Source organism: Streptomyces sp. NPDC001135 (genome assembly GCF_053598395.1).
This window is the reverse complement of the sequence record NZ_JBSFKD010000011.1, coordinates 85,074-100,740: the sequence shown is the minus strand read 5'-3', so window position 1 is coordinate 100,740 and position 15,667 is coordinate 85,074. Positions and strand designations below refer to the sequence as shown.

17 protein-coding genes and 1 pseudogene are annotated in these 15,667 nt (G+C 73.4%); 14 read left to right on the top strand and 4 right to left on the bottom strand.

Annotation, left to right across the window (positions count from 1 at the left end; all coding sequences use genetic code 11):
- Window positions 1-200 precede the first annotated feature (200 nt).
- Genes ACWC94_RS16105 through ACWC94_RS16080 form a run of 6 tightly spaced genes read left to right on the top strand, consistent with a single transcriptional unit; the run spans window position 201 to window position 6,165 of the window.
- Window positions 201-1,148 carry a 3-oxoacyl-ACP synthase III family protein gene (locus ACWC94_RS16105; RefSeq protein ID WP_450797171.1) on the top strand — a complete coding sequence of 316 codons (948 nt, stop codon included), beginning with the start codon at window positions 201-203 and terminating at the stop codon, window positions 1,146-1,148.
- Window positions 1,145-1,885, top strand: a complete 741-nt coding sequence (locus ACWC94_RS16100; RefSeq protein WP_450797170.1) for a glycosyltransferase family A protein — start codon at window positions 1,145-1,147, stop codon at window positions 1,883-1,885. The genes ACWC94_RS16105 and ACWC94_RS16100 overlap by 4 nt, the downstream gene beginning before the upstream one ends.
- Complete coding sequence (locus ACWC94_RS16095) at window positions 1,885-3,363, top strand: class I adenylate-forming enzyme family protein (RefSeq protein WP_450797169.1); 1,479 nt, start codon at window positions 1,885-1,887, stop codon at window positions 3,361-3,363. The genes ACWC94_RS16100 and ACWC94_RS16095 overlap by 1 nt, the downstream gene beginning before the upstream one ends.
- Window positions 3,360-4,121 carry a glycosyltransferase gene (locus tag ACWC94_RS16090; RefSeq protein WP_450797168.1) on the top strand — a complete coding sequence of 254 codons (762 nt, stop codon included), beginning with the start codon at window positions 3,360-3,362 and terminating at the stop codon, window positions 4,119-4,121. Before ACWC94_RS16095 ends, ACWC94_RS16090 begins: the two co-directional genes overlap by 4 nt.
- Complete coding sequence (locus ACWC94_RS16085) at window positions 4,118-5,257, top strand: cytochrome P450 (protein ID WP_450797167.1); 1,140 nt, start codon at window positions 4,118-4,120, stop codon at window positions 5,255-5,257. The genes ACWC94_RS16090 and ACWC94_RS16085 overlap by 4 nt, the downstream gene beginning before the upstream one ends.
- A complete protein-coding gene (locus ACWC94_RS16080) occupies window positions 5,254-6,165 on the top strand; it encodes an NAD-dependent epimerase/dehydratase family protein (RefSeq protein ID WP_450797166.1) in 912 nt (303 codons plus the stop codon). Before ACWC94_RS16085 ends, ACWC94_RS16080 begins: the two co-directional genes overlap by 4 nt.
- Window positions 6,166-6,222: 57 nt before the next feature.
- Here the strand turns inward: ACWC94_RS16080 and ACWC94_RS16075 are convergent, their stop codons facing one another.
- Complete coding sequence (locus ACWC94_RS16075; RefSeq protein WP_450797165.1) at window positions 6,223-6,780, bottom strand: DoxX family protein; 558 nt, start codon at window positions 6,778-6,780, stop codon at window positions 6,223-6,225.
- A gap of 194 nt (window positions 6,781-6,974) precedes the next feature.
- On the opposite strand from ACWC94_RS16075, the pseudogene ACWC94_RS16070 reads away from it, so the two are divergent.
- Together ACWC94_RS16070 and ACWC94_RS16065 are read left to right on the top strand one after the other, a co-directional pair.
- Window positions 6,975-7,106: pseudogene (locus tag ACWC94_RS16070) on the top strand (hypothetical protein); the annotation flags it as partial.
- 112 nt (window positions 7,107-7,218) lie between these two features.
- Complete coding sequence (locus tag ACWC94_RS16065) at window positions 7,219-7,356, top strand: hypothetical protein (RefSeq protein ID WP_450797278.1); 138 nt, start codon at window positions 7,219-7,221, stop codon at window positions 7,354-7,356.
- A 171-nt stretch (window positions 7,357-7,527) separates the two neighbouring features.
- Here the strand turns inward: ACWC94_RS16065 and ACWC94_RS16060 are convergent, their stop codons facing one another.
- Together ACWC94_RS16060 and ACWC94_RS16055 are read right to left on the bottom strand one after the other, a co-directional pair.
- A complete protein-coding gene (locus ACWC94_RS16060; RefSeq protein WP_450797164.1) occupies window positions 7,528-8,442 on the bottom strand; it encodes a GNAT family N-acetyltransferase in 915 nt (304 codons plus the stop codon).
- Window positions 8,443-8,481: 39 nt separating this feature from the next.
- Window positions 8,482-8,745, bottom strand: a complete 264-nt coding sequence (locus ACWC94_RS16055; RefSeq protein ID WP_450797163.1) for a hypothetical protein — start codon at window positions 8,743-8,745, stop codon at window positions 8,482-8,484.
- Between the two features lie 199 nt (window positions 8,746-8,944).
- Here ACWC94_RS16055 and ACWC94_RS16050 point away from each other — a divergent pair, with 199 nt between their 5' ends.
- Both ACWC94_RS16050 and ACWC94_RS16045 read left to right on the top strand, forming a co-directional pair.
- A complete protein-coding gene (locus ACWC94_RS16050) occupies window positions 8,945-9,703 on the top strand; it encodes an IclR family transcriptional regulator (protein WP_450797162.1) in 759 nt (252 codons plus the stop codon).
- Window positions 9,704-9,801: 98 nt separating this feature from the next.
- Complete coding sequence (locus tag ACWC94_RS16045; RefSeq protein WP_450797161.1) at window positions 9,802-10,983, top strand: PP2C family protein-serine/threonine phosphatase; 1,182 nt, start codon at window positions 9,802-9,804, stop codon at window positions 10,981-10,983.
- Here the strand turns inward: ACWC94_RS16045 and ACWC94_RS16040 are convergent.
- Window positions 10,980-11,405, bottom strand: a complete 426-nt coding sequence (locus ACWC94_RS16040) for an ATP-binding protein (RefSeq protein WP_450797160.1) — start codon at window positions 11,403-11,405, stop codon at window positions 10,980-10,982. The genes ACWC94_RS16045 and ACWC94_RS16040 overlap by 4 nt on opposite strands.
- A 196-nt stretch (window positions 11,406-11,601) precedes the next feature.
- Between ACWC94_RS16040 and ACWC94_RS16035 the strand changes: the two genes are divergently transcribed.
- The 4 genes from ACWC94_RS16035 (at window position 11,602) to ACWC94_RS16020 (ending at window position 15,653) form a co-directional block, all read left to right on the top strand.
- The gene (locus ACWC94_RS16035; protein ID WP_450797159.1) at window positions 11,602-12,369 is read left to right on the top strand and encodes an IclR family transcriptional regulator; all 768 of its coding nucleotides are present in this window, start codon (window positions 11,602-11,604) and stop codon (window positions 12,367-12,369) included.
- A 44-nt stretch (window positions 12,370-12,413) separates the two neighbouring features.
- Entirely contained in the window at window positions 12,414-13,946 is a 1,533-nt protein-coding gene (glpK, locus tag ACWC94_RS16030) for a glycerol kinase GlpK (RefSeq protein WP_450797158.1), read from the top strand.
- A gap of 66 nt (window positions 13,947-14,012) precedes the next feature.
- Entirely contained in the window at window positions 14,013-15,257 is a 1,245-nt protein-coding gene (locus ACWC94_RS16025; RefSeq protein ID WP_450797157.1) for an LmeA family phospholipid-binding protein, read from the top strand.
- Window positions 15,258-15,431: 174 nt separating this feature from the next.
- The gene (locus ACWC94_RS16020; protein ID WP_450797156.1) at window positions 15,432-15,653 is read left to right on the top strand and encodes a hypothetical protein; all 222 of its coding nucleotides are present in this window, start codon (window positions 15,432-15,434) and stop codon (window positions 15,651-15,653) included.
- The last annotated feature ends 14 nt before the right edge of the window (window positions 15,654-15,667 follow it).

The following is a 15,667-nucleotide window of genomic DNA, read 5'->3' as shown; positions in this document are numbered from 1 at the left end:
CAGGCGATCGAGGGCGCACCCACGGGCGCGCCCTCCCCCGTGCGGGCGGCCGTCTACCTATGCGAGTTGAGTACCCGTGCTCAGGCCGGCCGTCCCGGTCCGCCCATAGCGTCCAGCCCATGCACACAGACCACGCTGTCCGAGGTCCAGTGCTCCGGGTGGGCATCACATCAGTGGCGTCCTGCCTGCCGGAGCTCGAGGTGACCTCCCAGCACTTGCAGGAGCGGATCTCCACGGCGTCCGGGCTGCGGTTGCCCGCGCGGATGCTCGAACGCGTCACCGGGATCGCCTCGCGCCGGGCCGTGGCGGAGGGCGAGTACGCCTCCACGCTCGCGGTGCGGGCGGCCCGTACGGCACTGGCCCGGGCCGGGCTGGCTCCGTACGACGTGGATCTGCTGGTGTTCGCCTCCGCCACGCGCGACATGGCCGAACCGGCGACCGCCCACGTCGTCCAGGCCGAGCTGGGCTCCCGGGCGCATGCGCTGGATGTGACCAACGCGTGCAACAGCTTCGTCAACGGAATCGACACGGCACGGGCGATGATCCTGGCCGGCCGGGCCCGCCGGGCTCTGGTGGTCACCGGGGAGACCCCGAGCCGGGCGGTGCGGCACGCGCCCTTGGGCCCCGGCCAGTTCCGGGACGGCTTCGCGGGATACACCTTCGGTGACGCGGGAGCCGCGGTCGTGCTGGAGGCCGTGGAGCAGGGCGGCATCCTCGATGTCGACACCGAGACGCACTCCGAGCACTGGCGGGTCGGCGGGATCTTCGGTGGCGGTTCGCGTCACCCCCGCGGGGACGAGCACACGTACTTCCACGGCGACGGGACCGAGCTGCGCGAGGTGTTCGAGAAGATCGGCACGTCGGTGCTGGACCGGATGAGGCTGCGCACCGGGCTGGCCTGGGGCGACTTCCGGTACATCCTGGTGCACCAGGTCACCGTGCCGTACCTGGAGAGGTTCGTGGAGCTCACCGGCATACCCCGGGACCGGCTCGTCGTCACGGTCCCCGAGCTCGGCAACATGGCCAGCGCCACATTGGGCGTGCAGCTCGACCGGGTCCACGGGCGGCTGCTTCCCGGCGACCGGGTGCTGTTCGTGGGCCTGGGCGGTGGCGTGAGCCTGATGACGATGGTGTGGGAGAAGGCGTGAGCGCCCTGTGGGTGGTGGTGCCCGCGCACCAGGAGGCCACGCGGATCGGCGACACGCTGGACGCGCTCGCGGCCCAGCGGGACCGTGACTTCACGCTCGTCGTCGTGGACAACGCCTCGACCGACGCCACGGCGGCCATCGCGTACGACTTCGCCCGCCGGGCGCCCTTCCCGGTCCATGTCCTCAGCGAGCCGGAGAAGGGCGTCGGCTGTGCGGTGGACACCGGCTTCCGGTACGCCATCGGCAACGGCGCGACGATGCTCGCCCGCACCGACGCCGACTGTCTGCCGCGCCCCGGCTGGACGGCCGCCGCCCGCGACGCCCTGCGGCAGGGCGCAGGACTGGTGTGCGGCCGTATCGACGCACGTCGAGACGAGCACGGGCCCCTCGGGCGTGCCCTCTTCCGCACGCTGGTCCGTGTCGCCGCGTTCTTCGGCCGGGTGCGCCCGGCGCACCGGCGCCGGCACGGCTACCTCACGCCGTACCGGATGCACGCCGGCAACAACATGGCCGTCACGGCCGCCCTGTACGAAGCCGTCGGCGGTATGCCGCGCCGCCCCTCCCCCACGGACCGCCTCTTCCTCAACCGGGTCCGGCGCCGTACCACCGCCGTCGTCCACGCCCGCGCCATGGTCGTCGAGAACTCCACCCGGCGGCTGCGCGCCTACGGGCTGGTCGGCACGGCCCGTTGGTACCTCGACCGGGGCCCGGGCCGGCACACGGAGGACCCGCGCTGATGCTCGACACACTCGCCCACGCGCTGCGCAAGAGCCCCGACCGGCCCGCCGTCCTCGGCACCGCCCGGAACGGAGCGGTACGCGTCAGGGCCACCCGCGGGGACCTGGCCGACCTCAGCGACCGTTACGCCGCCGCCCTGCACGCACGAGGCATCGCACCCGGCAGCACCGTCGGCGTCGCGGTACGGCCCGGGCCCCGGGCGCTGGCCGTGATGCTCGCCGTACACCGACTCGGAGGGCGGGTCGCGGTGCTGGACCCCGGCGCGGGACCGGACGTGCTGCGCGCCCGGCTCGCCCTCGCCCGGCCCGATGTCGTCCTCGCCGACGCCACGGCCCAGGCGGTCGCCGGGTGGGCCCGCCCGCTGGCCCGCCGGGCGCGCCTGGCCCTGCCGGACCTCGCGACGCTGGGGCCGGTGGCCACGGTCGGGCCGCGACTGCCGGGCTGTGCCCCGGCGTTGGACAGCGGTGTCCGGTCGGTGTTCCCGCCGGGTCCGGTGGACGAGGACGGCGACGCGGTCATCGTCTTCACGTCGGGCACCACGTCCCGGCCCCGCGCGGTGGTGCACACCCGTTCCTCGCTCGCCGCCGGGATGGACACGGTGGCCGGGCTGGTCCGCGTGGAGGCCGGCCGGCCGGTGCTGGGCGGGACGTTCTTCGTCCTCGTGCCGTCCCTGGCGAGCGGCGCGCCGGTCGCGCTGCCCGCCCGCTCGCCGCGGGTTCTGGCCCGGCAGTTGCGCCGACTGGACCCGCAGGCCACCTATCTGACGCCACCGCAGCTGCGGCTGCTGCTCGCCGCGGGAGCCCGGTTCACCGGACGGGTGTGGACGGGGTCGGCTCCGGCGAGCGCCGATCTGCTCACCCGCGTCAAACAGGCGGGCGCACAGGAGGCGTGGGGCGTGTACGCGCTGACCGAGCTGTTCCCCGCCGCCGCGGTGGAACAGGCCGACAAGGCCGCTTTCACCGGCGGGGGCGATCTGGTGGGCGCTCCGCTGCCGGGGGTGACGGCGAGGACGGACGCCTCCGGTGAACTGCTGCTGTCCGGCCCGGCGGCCAGGGACCGGTACCTGGGCGAGGCGCCGGACCCGTGGGTCGCCACCGGTGACCGTGCGCACCTGGAGGGCGGCCGGATCGTGCTGCGGGGTCGCCTGAAGGACATGGTGCTGCGGCACGCGGAGAACATCTACCCGGGGTTGTACGAGCCGGCGTTGCACGTGCCCGGCGTCGAACTGGCCCTGCTGGTCGGGGTACCGGCCGGTGACGGCGATGAGCGCCTGGTCGCCGTCGTGCAGCCGGGCCGGGGTGCCGACCGTGCGGCGCTGCGGGCCGCGCTGACCGGTCCGCTGGAGCGGATGGGGTCCGCACGGCCGGACGCGGTGCTGCTGGCCGACATCCCGCTGTCCGGGCGCTCCCGCAAGCCGGACCGCGCCGCCACCGCCCACCTGGCCGCCACGCGCCTCGCGGAAGGGGCCCGGGGATGAGCGCGCCGCTGTGGGTGGTCGTACCGGCCCTCAACGAGGAGGCGGGCATCGGGGCCACCCTCGCCGCGCTCGCCGCCCAGACCGACACCGGCTTCACCCTGGTCGTCGTCGACAACGCCTCCACCGACGCGACGCCGGATGTCGTGCGCCGCTTCGCCGCCGCCGCGCCCTTTCCCGTGCACCTCGTCGATGAGGAGGAGCCGGGCGCCGGGGCCGCCGCCGACACAGGGTTCCGGTACGCCATCGGGCAGGGCGCCGCACTGCTCGCACGGACCGACGCCGACTGTGTGCCCGCCGCGGACTGGATCGCCGCGGTGCGCGGGGAGTTCGGGCGCGGCACAGAGCTGGCCTGTGGCCGGAGCGTGCCACGCCGGGACGAGCACCCCTCGCTCGCCGAGCGGTACCTGCTGCCGGCGGTGCTCCGGGCGACCGCGCTGTACGGCCGGTACCGCAAGGAGCACCGCCACCCGCGCTACCGCGCGCCGTACGTGCTGTGCCACGGCCACAACCTCGCCGTCACTGCCGCCCTGTACCTGCGCTGCGGGGGCACACCGCGCGTCCCGCTGCAGGGGCCGCCCGAGGACGTGGTGTTCCTCAACCGGGCGCGCACGCACAGCGACCGGATCGCGCGGGCCGAGCGGATGGTGGTCCACACCAGCCTGCGCCGCCTGCGGGCGTGGGGCGCGCGCCGGACCCTCCTGTGGTCCTGGGACCGACGCTACTGCCCCGCCGACACGAAGGAGGTGCACGTCCGATGACCGCCACGCCCGTCCCGTCCCGCGTCCGGGCGGCACGCCGCCGCGACCGACGCGTGTACACCCGCTCCCACCCCGCGCTGTTCGCCCTGCTCGCCGCCACCCGCCGCCGGACGGTGACCCGGCTCGGAGGAACGGTGCTCGTGCACGGCGGTGATGCGTTCCGGCACGCCCTCACCCGAGTTCCGCTGGACCGTACCGCGGCCGGCACCACGGGCGGCGCCGCGCGGGAGCTGTCCGGCGGCGGAACACTGTTCGACCAGGAGGGCGCCGGTCACCGGGCCACCCGGCGTGCGGTGTCCGAAGGCCTCGGCATGGCCGGGGTGGAGCGGCTGCGCCCGGTGTGGCGGGAGGTCCTGACCCGCCGCCTCGCCCCGCTCGCCACCTGCCGTACGGTCGACCTGGTACCGCTGGCACGCGAACTGGCCGGTGCCACCGTCTGCGCGCTGCTCGGTACGGGTGGGGACCCGGAGGGTGTCGCCGAGGCGGCCGCCCGCGCGGCGGCCGCCGCCGTACGCGACCACCTGCCCGGGCCCCGGCTGCCCGGCACCGCCCGGGCGGCGGCCACGGCGACGGCCCGTCTGGAGGCCCTGCTCACCCGGGGCACCGCGCCCAGCGGGACGGGGGAAACGGCCTTGCGGGCGATGCTCGCGGTGGCCGCCGTCAACACCACGGTGGCAGCCCTCCCGCGGGCCGCCGCCTGGTGTGCCGACGCGGCGCTGTGGGACCAGGCGGCCGACGACCGGCTGCGGCCGGCCCTGGTCACCGAACTGCTGCGGGTGATCGCCCCCTCCCCGCTGCTGCCGCGGGCGGCAGCGGCCGGCGACACCCTGGACGGGTGCCCGGTACGGGCGGGGGACCGCCTGATCCTGGTTACACGGCACGCGGCCCGGGCCCACACGGATCCCCCGGACGCCCGCGACCCCGCACCGCCCGAGGTGGCCCAGCTCGTCTTCGGCGCCGGACCCCACGCCTGCCCCGGCGCACGCCTGGCCCGCGCACAGCTCGACGACGCCCTCGCCGCACTCGCACCCCACCGCCCCGGCGTCGTACGGGCCCGCGTCGACCGGACCGCGGCCCTGCCCGGCTGGCGTTCCCTGACCGTCCGCTCCACCACCGGCCCCGCGGAGGCCCGATGACCACGATCGCCGTCACCGGGGCGAGCGGCTTCTGCGGCTCCCATGTCGCCGCCACGGCCGCCGCCCGGGGCGCCGAGGTGCTGTGTGTGGGGCGCCGCCCCGGCCCGGTCGGCCGGCACGTGCCGTGGGACGCCGCCCGCGAGGTGCCGGACCTGGCCGGCGCCGACCTCGTGGTGCACTGCGCCGCGGCGGTCGGCGACCCGGTGCCCGGCTCCCCCGCCGAAGCGGCGATGCGTGCCGTCAACGTCGACGGCACCGCCCGTCTCCTCCGGGCCGCCGCCGGCCGGCCGGTGGTCTGGGTGAGCAGTGCCAGTGTCTACGCGCCCGGCCCCGGCCGGGCCCGGATCGCCGAGGACCATCCGGTGCACAGCCAGCTGAACGCGTACGGCCGCACCAAGGCCGCCGGTGAGGCGCTGGCGCTCGCTGCCGGTGCCGTGGTGCTGCGCCCGCGGGCGGTCTACGGGGCCGGGGATCCCCATCTGGTGCCGCGGCTGGTGTCCCGCGTCCGGGCCGGCCTGCTGGTGCTGCCCGGTCCGAGCGTCCGCCTCAGCCTGACGGCCGTCGAGAACCTCACCGAGGCGTGCCTGGCCGCCGCCGACTGGCCGCCGGGCGCCTACAACATCGCCGACCCGGCGCCGTACGACAGGGACCGGGCCGTGCGGGCAGTCCTCCATGCCCACGGCGTACGGGCCCGGATCCACCACCTTCCGACAGCCCTCGCGCACACCGCAGCGGGCACCGCCCAGTGGCTGGCCCGGCTGCGCCCGCGCACAGAGGCGTTCCTCAGCCGTTACGCGGTCGACCAGCTGGCCAACTCCGTGGTGCTGGACGTGTCCAAGGCCGAGTCACGGGGGTGGACAGGCGGTCGCGTGCTGGGGGATTACACGGCGGCCCTGCCGGCCGGGTGAGCGGCAGGGGACACCGCGTCAGCCGCGGGGACAGGAGCCTCCCCTGACCGGGTGGGTTCAGAGAGCGAGGGTGATCGCGGCGGCGGCGCCGCCGAGGCCGAGGGCCAGGGCTGCCTGTTTCCAGCCGCCCCCGCCCCACCGGAAGAAGCGGTCGGCGGCCAGTCGGCCAGGCCCGATGGCGGCGACGGACAGGGCGACGACGGCGATGCACACGCTGTATTCCACGCCGCCGTCCGCGTCCCACAAGCCATGCGCGGCGGTGACCGTGACCATCGCGTTGATCATGACGCCGATCAGGGCGGCGGCCGCCAGTGGCGTCAGCAGCCCGAGGGCCAGACCGAGGCCGCCGAGCAACTCGGACAGACCCCCGATCGCGGCGAAGAGCTTTCCCGGGTGATAGCCCAGGGCCGCGAACCCCTTGCCGGTCGCGGTCAGGCCTGGGCCTCCGAAGAGCCCGAAGACCTTCTGAGCTCCATGGGCGGCCATGAGCAGGCCGAAGGTCAGTCTGATGAGCAGCAGGCCGACATCGGCGGCGGTCACCGTGGAGGCGGTGGCGGGTTGGGCTACCGGTTCCGTGGAACGAGCAGCACGGTTCAGGATGCGCTTGGACAACATGGCACATGCTCCGGTCGGAACGCCGGGACGGGCGTTTCCCCCAGCTCGGGCAGACACCGAGCAACCGGTGACGGGCGGGCCGCGCACAGCGTCGCAGAGCCCGCTCCCCCACACGATCCTTGCGCCGGGGGCAGTGCCGTGCATCTGGGCGGTGGCTCACCCTGGGGACGGCGGATGCCGCCCTCAGCGATCCGGTGCGTCCCCCTCAGCGGTCCCTGGTGACCGTGCCGATCGGCGCCCTGCTGGCGGCCACGGCCGGATTCCTCGACCTGTTCGCGATCCCCGGCGGCACCCCGGCCTTTCGCACCGCCGTGGTCCACATGGCACTGAACCTGCTGGTGACCGCCGCCTACGCCCTCAACTTCCTGTGGCGGTACGCGCGATCACGCGGGCGGTGGAAGTGCCGGCATCGGGCGGCTCGTCCTGTCCGCGCTGAGCGTGGCCGCCCTGGGTTTCTCGGGGTTCCTCGGCGGCAAGCTCGCCTACCGCTACGGCGTCCGGGTCGCCGACGAGGCTACCCAGGCCGAGGGGTTCACCACGGACCGCAGCCCGGGGAGCGCCCGCTCCGTCGCGTGACCCCGCTCGCGCGACCGTCCCGGCGGCCGGTTGACCTCCACCCTGCTCGGACTGCTGCGGTCCGACGCCCGTTCCCGGAGCGAATTCCCGGCCCTGACCGGTGTGGCCTCATGACCGCGGGCACCGGCGCCCCGCTTCGGACGCCCGTCCGTCGTGCCGCGGCGCGTCACGTCAGGCCGCGGGGCGGGGAAGGTCGACGGAGCGACTTTCCTCCACGACCTGGTAGCCGGCGCTCGTGTACAGGTTCATGGCCACCTCGTTGCCGCCCCACACCGTGAACATCAGTGCCGAGTCGCCGGCCGCGAGCGTGGCCTGTTCACCGGCCGCCATCGCAGCCCGCCCGTACCCCTTGCCGCGGTACCGCTCCTGGATGTACAGCGAGTAGCCGTAGGTGACCCCCTCGAGGTGTCCGTGCTTCAACCAGCCGGTGCCGATCTGCTCGCCCGCCGCCTCCAGCACCAGCAAGGTGGTGTCGGGCGTGGCCGGGCCCTCGGGAAGCAGCTCCGCGAAGTCGCGGTCGGACTTGCGTGCGGCCTGCTCGGGGCTCATGGCTCCCGACCGGACGATGTCACCGGCGTAGGCGGCCTTCTCGGAGGCCAGCCACTCGGGATATTCGGTGTCTGTCATCGGCCGTGTCGTGACGCCGTCGAGGGGTGCCGGCGGGGAGCCGATGCGCCGCATTCTGAGCTGGCCGCGGACACCGTAGTCGTCGAACAGGTCGCCGGCGGGCTCGGTGAGCCGTATGTCCAGCCGGCGTGCGCCGCGCTGCGCGCACCACCCCTCGGCCCAGTCCCGGGCGGCCTGCTCGTGGCCCCGGCCGGCGTGTGCCGTGTCCACGCGGAGGTCGCCGATGCGCCCCGCGAGCGCGCCGTTGTGGTCGGCCACCACCACGGCGACGTGTCCCACGCGGTTCCCGGCGTCCGTGATCTCGGCGACGGTCCAGTCACCGGTGCCGTCGAGTACCTTCTCGACCACGCGCTCCACCGCGGCGGCGCCGAGCCCGGCCGCCGTGTACCGAGCGCGCAGCCGCCGCTCGAAGTCCTGCCGCCATTCCGTGGTGTCACCAAGGACGCTGAATTCTGTCACCTGATCACACTAGCCATTTTGTCATGGACCTGAACTGCACTACAGCAGGCCCACCGCGGGGACCGCGACGTTGAGGGGTCCCAGGCCGATGGGATCGGCGGTCCTGCCCGGCGCCCCGCCCGTGGACGCCCCGTCGGCTCCGTCACCCGCGGGCGGCGCCGGGAACCACGCGGGGCCGGGAACGAGGCCACCGATCGGAGCCGAGTCGGCCCGAGGAGCGGCGGCCGACGCGTCGGCCGCGTGCACACCGAGGCCGCCGGCGGCGAGAAGAGCGGCGGCCACGATCCGGAAAGACTTGATCATTGCGATCCTTCGAGGCGTTTCGTTGTCTGTCGGCACGTTCTCCGGGCATGACCCTCACCTATCCGAGGGGAGGATCGCCGTATCGACGCGCGGGCCGGTCCACCGATGACGCCCGCCTCGTACAGCAGGGGCCGGGTGAAGCGGCTGCGCCGGTGATCCCTGCCTTGCCCGTGCCACGTGCCCGGCGCAGTCTGGTCCTATGAGCGCTCAGGACGGCCCCACGCTCATCACGTCCGTGCAGCGGGCCTTCCGTTTGCTGGAGGCGGTGAGCGCGCACGAGAACGGCGCACCGGCGAAACAGCTGGCACGCGAGACCGGGCTGCCCCTGGCCACCGCCTATCACCTGCTGCGCACCCTGGTGCACGACGGATACGTACGGAAACTGAGCGACGGCGGCTTCGTCCTGGGCGACAGACTGAACTCCCTGCACTCGGCCGGCGGCACACAGACGCTGCTCAGCCGCGTGCGCCCCACGCTCACCGCCCTGCGGGACGAGTTGTCCACCGCCACGTACCTCACGTTCTACGAGGACGGTGAGATCAGGGTCGCCGAGATCGTCGACGGGCCCCGTGCACCACGGGTGGATCTCTGGGTGGGGTTCGAGGACGCCGGACACGCCACCGCCCTGGGCAAGTCGGTGCTGCGCGAGCTGGACGAGGAGGCCCGCCGGGACTACCTGTCCAGGCACCACCGCCCCGACCTCACACCACGGACGATCACCAGTCTTCCGGAGCTGCTGCGCAGGATCGCGTCGTCCCCTCTGGCGCCGGCCGTCACGGACCTGGAGGAGTACTCACTCGGCACGGTGTGCGTCGCCGTGCCCGTCTACCGCGGCGGCACACTCGGCTCGCTCGGCGTCTCCCTGCCCGCGGAACGGCAGGCGCAGATCCAGGAGATCCGGACACGGCTGCTCCCGGTCGCGAGCCGCATCACCAGAAGCCTCTCGCTCACTATCTGAAAATCCGCTCCTTGTGGCTGCCGCACCCAGCCCGTTTCCTTGAACGAAAGGGACATTCCGGGTGTGCACCCCGTAGAGGCGAGGACTGCGGACGAAACATGAGTCAGGCTCGACACCATGGCGGCGACCACCAGCCGAGGCTGTTCAGAAAGCGTGCGGCCGACACCTGGGGATCGGCCTGGCGGCGTGCCGCCGGTCGGCTGGCCCCCAGACTGCCCGCGCTGCCCGTCCTGGTCCTCGCCGTCGTCGTGTTCATGGACATCGCCGGAGGGACGGGCACGGTATGGCTGCCGCTGCTGGCGGCCGGACCGGCACTGGCCGCCGCCACCAACGGGCCGCGCGGGGTGCTGTGTGCCGGTCTCCTCGCCGCGGTGCTGGGCACGGCGCTGGGCATCGGGAGAGCCGTACCCGCCGGTGAGCTGACGGCCGTACTGTCCGCCCTGCTCGCCGTCACGGCGGCGAGCGGCCTGGCCAGCGCGCTCCACGGTCGGCGCGAGCGGGTCCTCGCGGCCGTCCGCTCGGTCGCCGAGGCCGCCCAGCACGCCCTGCTCCAGCCCGTCCCGGAGACCGTCGGGCCGTTCCGGGTGGCCGTCCGCTACAGCGCCGCGACTGCGGAGGCCCGGATCGGCGGGGATCTCTACGCCCTGGTGCCCACCCCGCACGGCGTCCGGCTCATCGTCGGCGACGTGCGCGGCAAGGGGCTGCCCGCCGTGGGGACCGCCGCACTCGTGCTCGGGGTGTTCCGCGAGGCCGCCCATGACGAGCCCGACCTGCTCGACGTCGTCAGCAGGATCGAGCGGAGCCTGGCGCGCAACCTCGGCCCCGACGACTTCGTCACCGCCGTGGTCGCCGGATACCCCCCGTCCGGACATCTGGAGGTCGTCAACTGCGGACACGCGCCCCCGCTGCTTATCTCCGCGTCCGGGGAGGTCAGTGCGGTGGAGCCCGCCCACCCCGCGCCGCCTCTCGGCCTGCGTGCCCTCTCGAGCCAGGCCCCTCGCCTGCAGCGGCTGCCGTTCGCGGTGGGAGAGCAACTGCTGCTCTACACCGACGGGGTCACCGAGGCCCGCGACCACGCGCGCGAGTTCTATCCGCTCGCCGAAGGGGTCGCCCGCCATGTCTCGGACGAGCCGGCCCGCACACTCACCGCGCTGCACGACGAGCTGCTGGGGCATGTGGGCGGTCGGCTGCACGACGACGCCGCCCTGCTCCTGATCCGCAAGCAGACCGCGGACGACGCAGGGGCCACCGTGCCGTCACCGGTGGAGGCCGCGCTCTAGACCGCGACGAGATCGGCCCAGCGGGTGACGCCGCCCGGGTGGAGGCTCATGCCGTGGCGGGTCGCCAGGGCGTGGACGATCGTCTCGCCGCGGCCGTGCTCGTCCGGGTCGGTCCCGGCGCGGGACCCGCCCATCGGGAGCCAGGCTCCCGCGTCGGTGACCTCGACGCGCAGGGTGCAGGCGCCGTCGCCGGGTATCCAGGACAGCCGGAGTACGGCCGGGGGGCGGGCGTGCAGGAGCGCGTTGGTGACCAGCTCCGACACCACGAGCAAAGAGTCCTCGACCAGCTCGGGAAGAACCCTCCAGTCTGCGAGAACCGCCGCAACACGTCGGCGAACGGCCGAGACGGCACCGGCGACGGGGGGCACCGGACACACGTATTCGCAAGCCGTCCGAAGCAACGTGTTGAGCTGAGCCGTCATGGTCTCTCCCCATGGTCTGTACTGCCGGCCCGGCGCTGTGTCCCAACGCATCCCGGCTTCGCAGCAAACTATGAAGACAAATCGGGCACGTCAATGAACGGTGGTCGGCATTACCGAACGCCCCTCCCTTTCCCGCGACCCCGAGGCGCCGTCCACCCGCGGAGCGAAGCATCCGTGGCGGTAATAGGCTCGCCTCATGGCCGGCCCAGTCCAGTCGATCGAACGGGCGGCGGCGATCCTGCGCCTGCTCGCCGGTGGGCCCCGCCGACTCGGGCTCGGCGAGGTGGCGGCCTCGCTCGGGCTGGCGAAGGGCACCGCCCACGGCATCCTGCGCACCCTCCAGCACGTGGACTTCGTGGAGCAGGACGCGGCGACCGGGAAGTACCAGCTCGGGGCCGCCCTGCTGCACCTCGGCACCAGCTACCTGGACGTCAACGAACTCCGCTCGCGCTCCCTGAACTGGGCCGACGCCCTCGCCGCCCGCAGCGGCGAGGCGGTACGCCTGGGCACCCCCCTGGAGGGCAGCGTGCTCATCGTCCACCATGTGTTCCGGCCCGACGACACCTTCCAGACCCTGGACGTGGGCTCACTGCTGCCCCTGCACGCCTCCTCGCTCGGCAAGGTACTGCTGGCCTACGGGACCGCGGCGATCGAGCCCGGCGACAGGCCGGGCCTGGACGCGTACACCCGCCACACCCTGGTCGACCGCGAGCGGCTCACCCGCGCGCTCGGCGAGGTGCGGGAACTCGGCTGGGCCGCCGAGATCCAGGAGATGAGCATGGGCGAGGCCGGGCTCGCCGCGCCGATCCGCGGCCACGGCGGCCTCGTCGTCGGCGCCATCGGCCTGTCCGGGCCGGTCGAGCGGATCTGCGACAACCAGGGCCGTCCCCGCCCGAGTCTGATCACCCTGATCCGTGAAGCGGCGCGCGCGATCTCCCGAGACCTGGGAGCCGCCCGCTGGTAGGCCAGGACAGCCGCCCCTCGACCCGTCGGAAGGCAGACCCGATCATGGCTGAACGGTATGTAATGTCCATCGATCAGGGCACCAACTCGACCCGATGCATTCTCTTCGACCACCGTGGGCGGCTGGTCTCGGTCGCACAGAAGGAGCACCAGCAGCACTTCCCGAAGCCTGGCTGGGTCGAGCACGACGCCGTCGAGATCTGGCAGAACCTGCGACGCGTCGTGCCCGAGGCCCTGTCCGACGCCGGGGTCGACATGGGCCGGGTCGCCGCCGTCGGCGTGGCCAACCAGCGCGAGACGACCGTGCTGTGGGACCGGCGGACCGGCGCCCCGGTGGGCCGGGCGATCGTCTGGCAGGACACCCGCACGGCGCCGCTCGTCGAGGACCTCAGGAAGAGCCCCGGCGAGGAGTTCTTCATGGCACGGTGCTGTCTGCCGCCCTCGACGTACTTCTCGGCGCTGCGGATCCGCTGGCTGTTCGACCACGTCAAGGGTCTGCGGCAGCGCGCCGTCGACGGGGAGGTGCTGTTCGGGACGATGGAGAGCTGGCTGATCTGGAACCTCACCGGAGGCACGGACGGCGGCCTGCACATCACCGACGCCACCAACGCCAGCCGCACCATGCTGATGAACATCCACACGCTCACCTGGGACGAAGAACTGCTGGCCTTCTTCGGGGTCCCCCGCTCGATGCTGCCCGAGATCAGGTCTTCCGCCGAGACGTACGGCGACGCCCGCTCGCTGCTCCCGGGCGTCGCCCTCGCCGCCGCCCTCGGCGACCAGCAGGCCGCGCTCTTCGGCCAGACCTGCTTCTCTCCGGGCGAAGCGAAATGCACCTACGGAACGGGGAGCTTCCTACTGCTGAACACCGGGGCCGACGTCGTGCGGTCCCGGCACGGACTCCTCACCACCGTCGCCTACAAGATCGGGAACCAGCGGCCGGCGTATGCCCTGGAGGGGTCCATAGCCGTCACCGGCGCACTCGTCCAGTGGTTCCGGGACCGCCTGGGCCTGATCAGCAGCGCCCCGGAGATCGAAACCCTCGCGCGGACGGTCGAGGACAACGGCGGCTGCTACATCGTCCCCGCCTTCTCGGGTCTGTTCGCACCCCGCTGGCGCAGCGACGCACGCGGGGTCATCGTCGGCCTCACCTCGTACATCACCAAGGGGCACCTGGCGCGCGCCGTCCTGGAGGCCACCGGGTGGCAGACACGCGAGGTCGTCGACGCCATGAACGCCGACTCCTCGGTCTCCCTGCAGCAACTGAAGGTGGACGGGGGCATGACCGCGGACAACCTGCTCATGCAGTTCGTGGCCGACGTCCTCGACGTGCCCGTGGTGCGGCCCCTGGTCGCCGAGACCGTCTCCCTCGGCGCCGCCTACGCGGCCGGCCTCGCCTCCGGCTACTGGCCCGACCTGGAAGTCCTGCGCCGCAACTGGCACCGGGCCGCGCAGTGGTTGCCCGCCATGGATCCCGGACTGCGGGAGGCGGAGTACGACAACTGGCAGCGGGCGGTCGAACGTTCCCTGGGGTGGGCCCGACCGCCGCGCTCAGCCGAGCCGGACCCGCCGAAGTGACGTATTTCGCACCTTACTTCAGGTAGGACTTGCACAGTGGGTGCCACTCTGTGATCAAATCTACCGATGCGTACCCCCCACATAAAGACGCATCGTGCTGTTCAGTCGGACGGTCCTCCCACCGAAGGGGTTCCACCCCGCCGGAATCCATACGACGAACTGGCCTCCCTGGCAGACCATCCGCTGGACGACTTCCTCACCGAGGGCAGCGCGCCGACCCGGCAGGAGGACGACACCGAGGAGCCCTGGGCACCCCCCAACCACCGGCGCGGCAGCCGCCGTCGCAACCGCGCCACCGGCCTGCCCACCGTGGTCCGGGGCCTCGCCTGGGTACTCACCCTCGCCTGCCTCGCCACCCTCGCCGACCGCTGGGCGTTGCTGTACGCCGAGCACAAGGCCTCGGAACAGCTGAAGGACAAACTGCATCTGGCCGCCGCCCCCGAAGTACGGATCGGCGGCTTCCCCTTCCTCACGCAACTGGCCGCACAGCGCCTGGACTCGGTCAGGGTGACCGTCCCCGACATCCCGGCCCACCGGGTCACCCTCACCCAGGTCACCGCCACCGCGGACGACATACGCATCGACGGCGACGGACCCACCGCGGTGCGCGGCGCACTCGTCCGGCAGGTGCACGGCCAGGTCCTGCTGTCCTTCGCCGACATGAACCGTGAACTCGGCGCCTCCCAGGTGGCGTTCACGGCGCACGGGCCGGGCCTCGTCCAGGCCCGCGGCTCCCTGCACATGGCGGGCCGCGACCTGACCGTACGGGCCGACGCCCGCATCCGGCGCGACGGGGAGCGCGGCATCGCCACCTCCGTGGACGGCATACGGCTCGACATCGACGACCTCGCGACATACCGGCCCGGCACCAGGCCCACCGAGGGCCTCCACCTGACCCCCGCGTCAGCGAGACGTCTCACCCAGGAGGCAGCGAAGATCAGGGCCTTCCTGGCACTCCCCGAGATCGTGCACCGTCTGGGCGTCCCCGACAGCGCGGTGCGCGCCGCGCTCCACGACGAGGACGAACTCCACCGGCTCACCGGCGCGCCGCGCTTTTTGCACCAGCTGACCCGCATCAACCTCGTGGACGCCGCACTCGCCCACCCGGCACTCCTCAAAAGGCTGGGCCTGGACCCGTCCCTGCTCACCGCCCTGACCCAGCTCACCCGCCCCCAGATCGCCGACCGCTTCTCCTTCGCCTTCCAGATCCCGAAACCCCCCGGGGGTACTCTGAGTCTGCGACGCGTGACGGTGGGCAAGGACGGCATCCGCGCCGAGGTGTCGGGAACAGGGCTGCTCCTGGGCCACTGAACGCACGCCGCACGGGGCGTCGGCGAGCCGTCGGTCGGTGGGCCGTCGTTCGGCGCCGGCCGAGGTCCGCCGTACCTGTCCACCCCGCGGGCAGGCGGCCAGTACCCGGCACGGCGCTGAGGTGCGGCGGACGCCTGCCAGGCTGGTGAGTTGCCCCCCCCGGCGGCATGGCCGATGACGGCAAAACGGCCGAGCCGCCGGCGGCGAGCAGCCAACCTGCTGTTCCTGGCCGCCACCGGACAGGGCCGGCTCACCGTCGTGGCCGTACTCACCGCTCTCCACCCCGCGGTGACGGTGCTGCTCGCCCGCGTCCTGCTCACCGCACGCTCAACCCGCCTCCAGACCGCGGGCCTTCGCGCGGCAGCGGCGGCAACCGCCCTCACCGCCCTGGGATGACCCCACAGACCTCG

Bases quoted from the DNA above. Each gene is read 5' to 3' on its own strand.
- ACWC94_RS16040 (WP_450797160.1), bottom strand. From the start codon at position 11,405: ATGACGGCTCAGCTCAACACGTTGCTTCGGACGGCTTGCGAATACGTG.
- ACWC94_RS16080 (WP_450797166.1), top strand. From the start codon at position 5,254: ATGACCACGATCGCCGTCACCGGGGCGAGCGGCTTCTGCGGCTCCCAT.
- ACWC94_RS16020 (WP_450797156.1), top strand. From the start codon at position 15,432: ATGACGGCAAAACGGCCGAGCCGCCGGCGGCGAGCAGCCAACCTGCTG.
- ACWC94_RS16050 (WP_450797162.1), top strand. From the start codon at position 8,945: ATGAGCGCTCAGGACGGCCCCACGCTCATCACGTCCGTGCAGCGGGCC.
- ACWC94_RS16035 (WP_450797159.1), top strand. From the start codon at position 11,602: ATGGCCGGCCCAGTCCAGTCGATCGAACGGGCGGCGGCGATCCTGCGC.
- ACWC94_RS16055 (WP_450797163.1), bottom strand. From the start codon at position 8,745: ATGATCAAGTCTTTCCGGATCGTGGCCGCCGCTCTTCTCGCCGCCGGC.
- ACWC94_RS16075 (WP_450797165.1), bottom strand. From the start codon at position 6,780: ATGTTGTCCAAGCGCATCCTGAACCGTGCTGCTCGTTCCACGGAACCG.
- ACWC94_RS16090 (WP_450797168.1), top strand. From the start codon at position 3,360: ATGAGCGCGCCGCTGTGGGTGGTCGTACCGGCCCTCAACGAGGAGGCG.
- glpK (WP_450797158.1), top strand. From the start codon at position 12,414: ATGGCTGAACGGTATGTAATGTCCATCGATCAGGGCACCAACTCGACC.
- ACWC94_RS16095 (WP_450797169.1), top strand. From the start codon at position 1,885: ATGCTCGACACACTCGCCCACGCGCTGCGCAAGAGCCCCGACCGGCCC.
- ACWC94_RS16085 (WP_450797167.1), top strand. From the start codon at position 4,118: ATGACCGCCACGCCCGTCCCGTCCCGCGTCCGGGCGGCACGCCGCCGC.
- ACWC94_RS16025 (WP_450797157.1), top strand. From the start codon at position 14,013: ATGCGTACCCCCCACATAAAGACGCATCGTGCTGTTCAGTCGGACGGT.
- ACWC94_RS16045 (WP_450797161.1), top strand. From the start codon at position 9,802: ATGAGTCAGGCTCGACACCATGGCGGCGACCACCAGCCGAGGCTGTTC.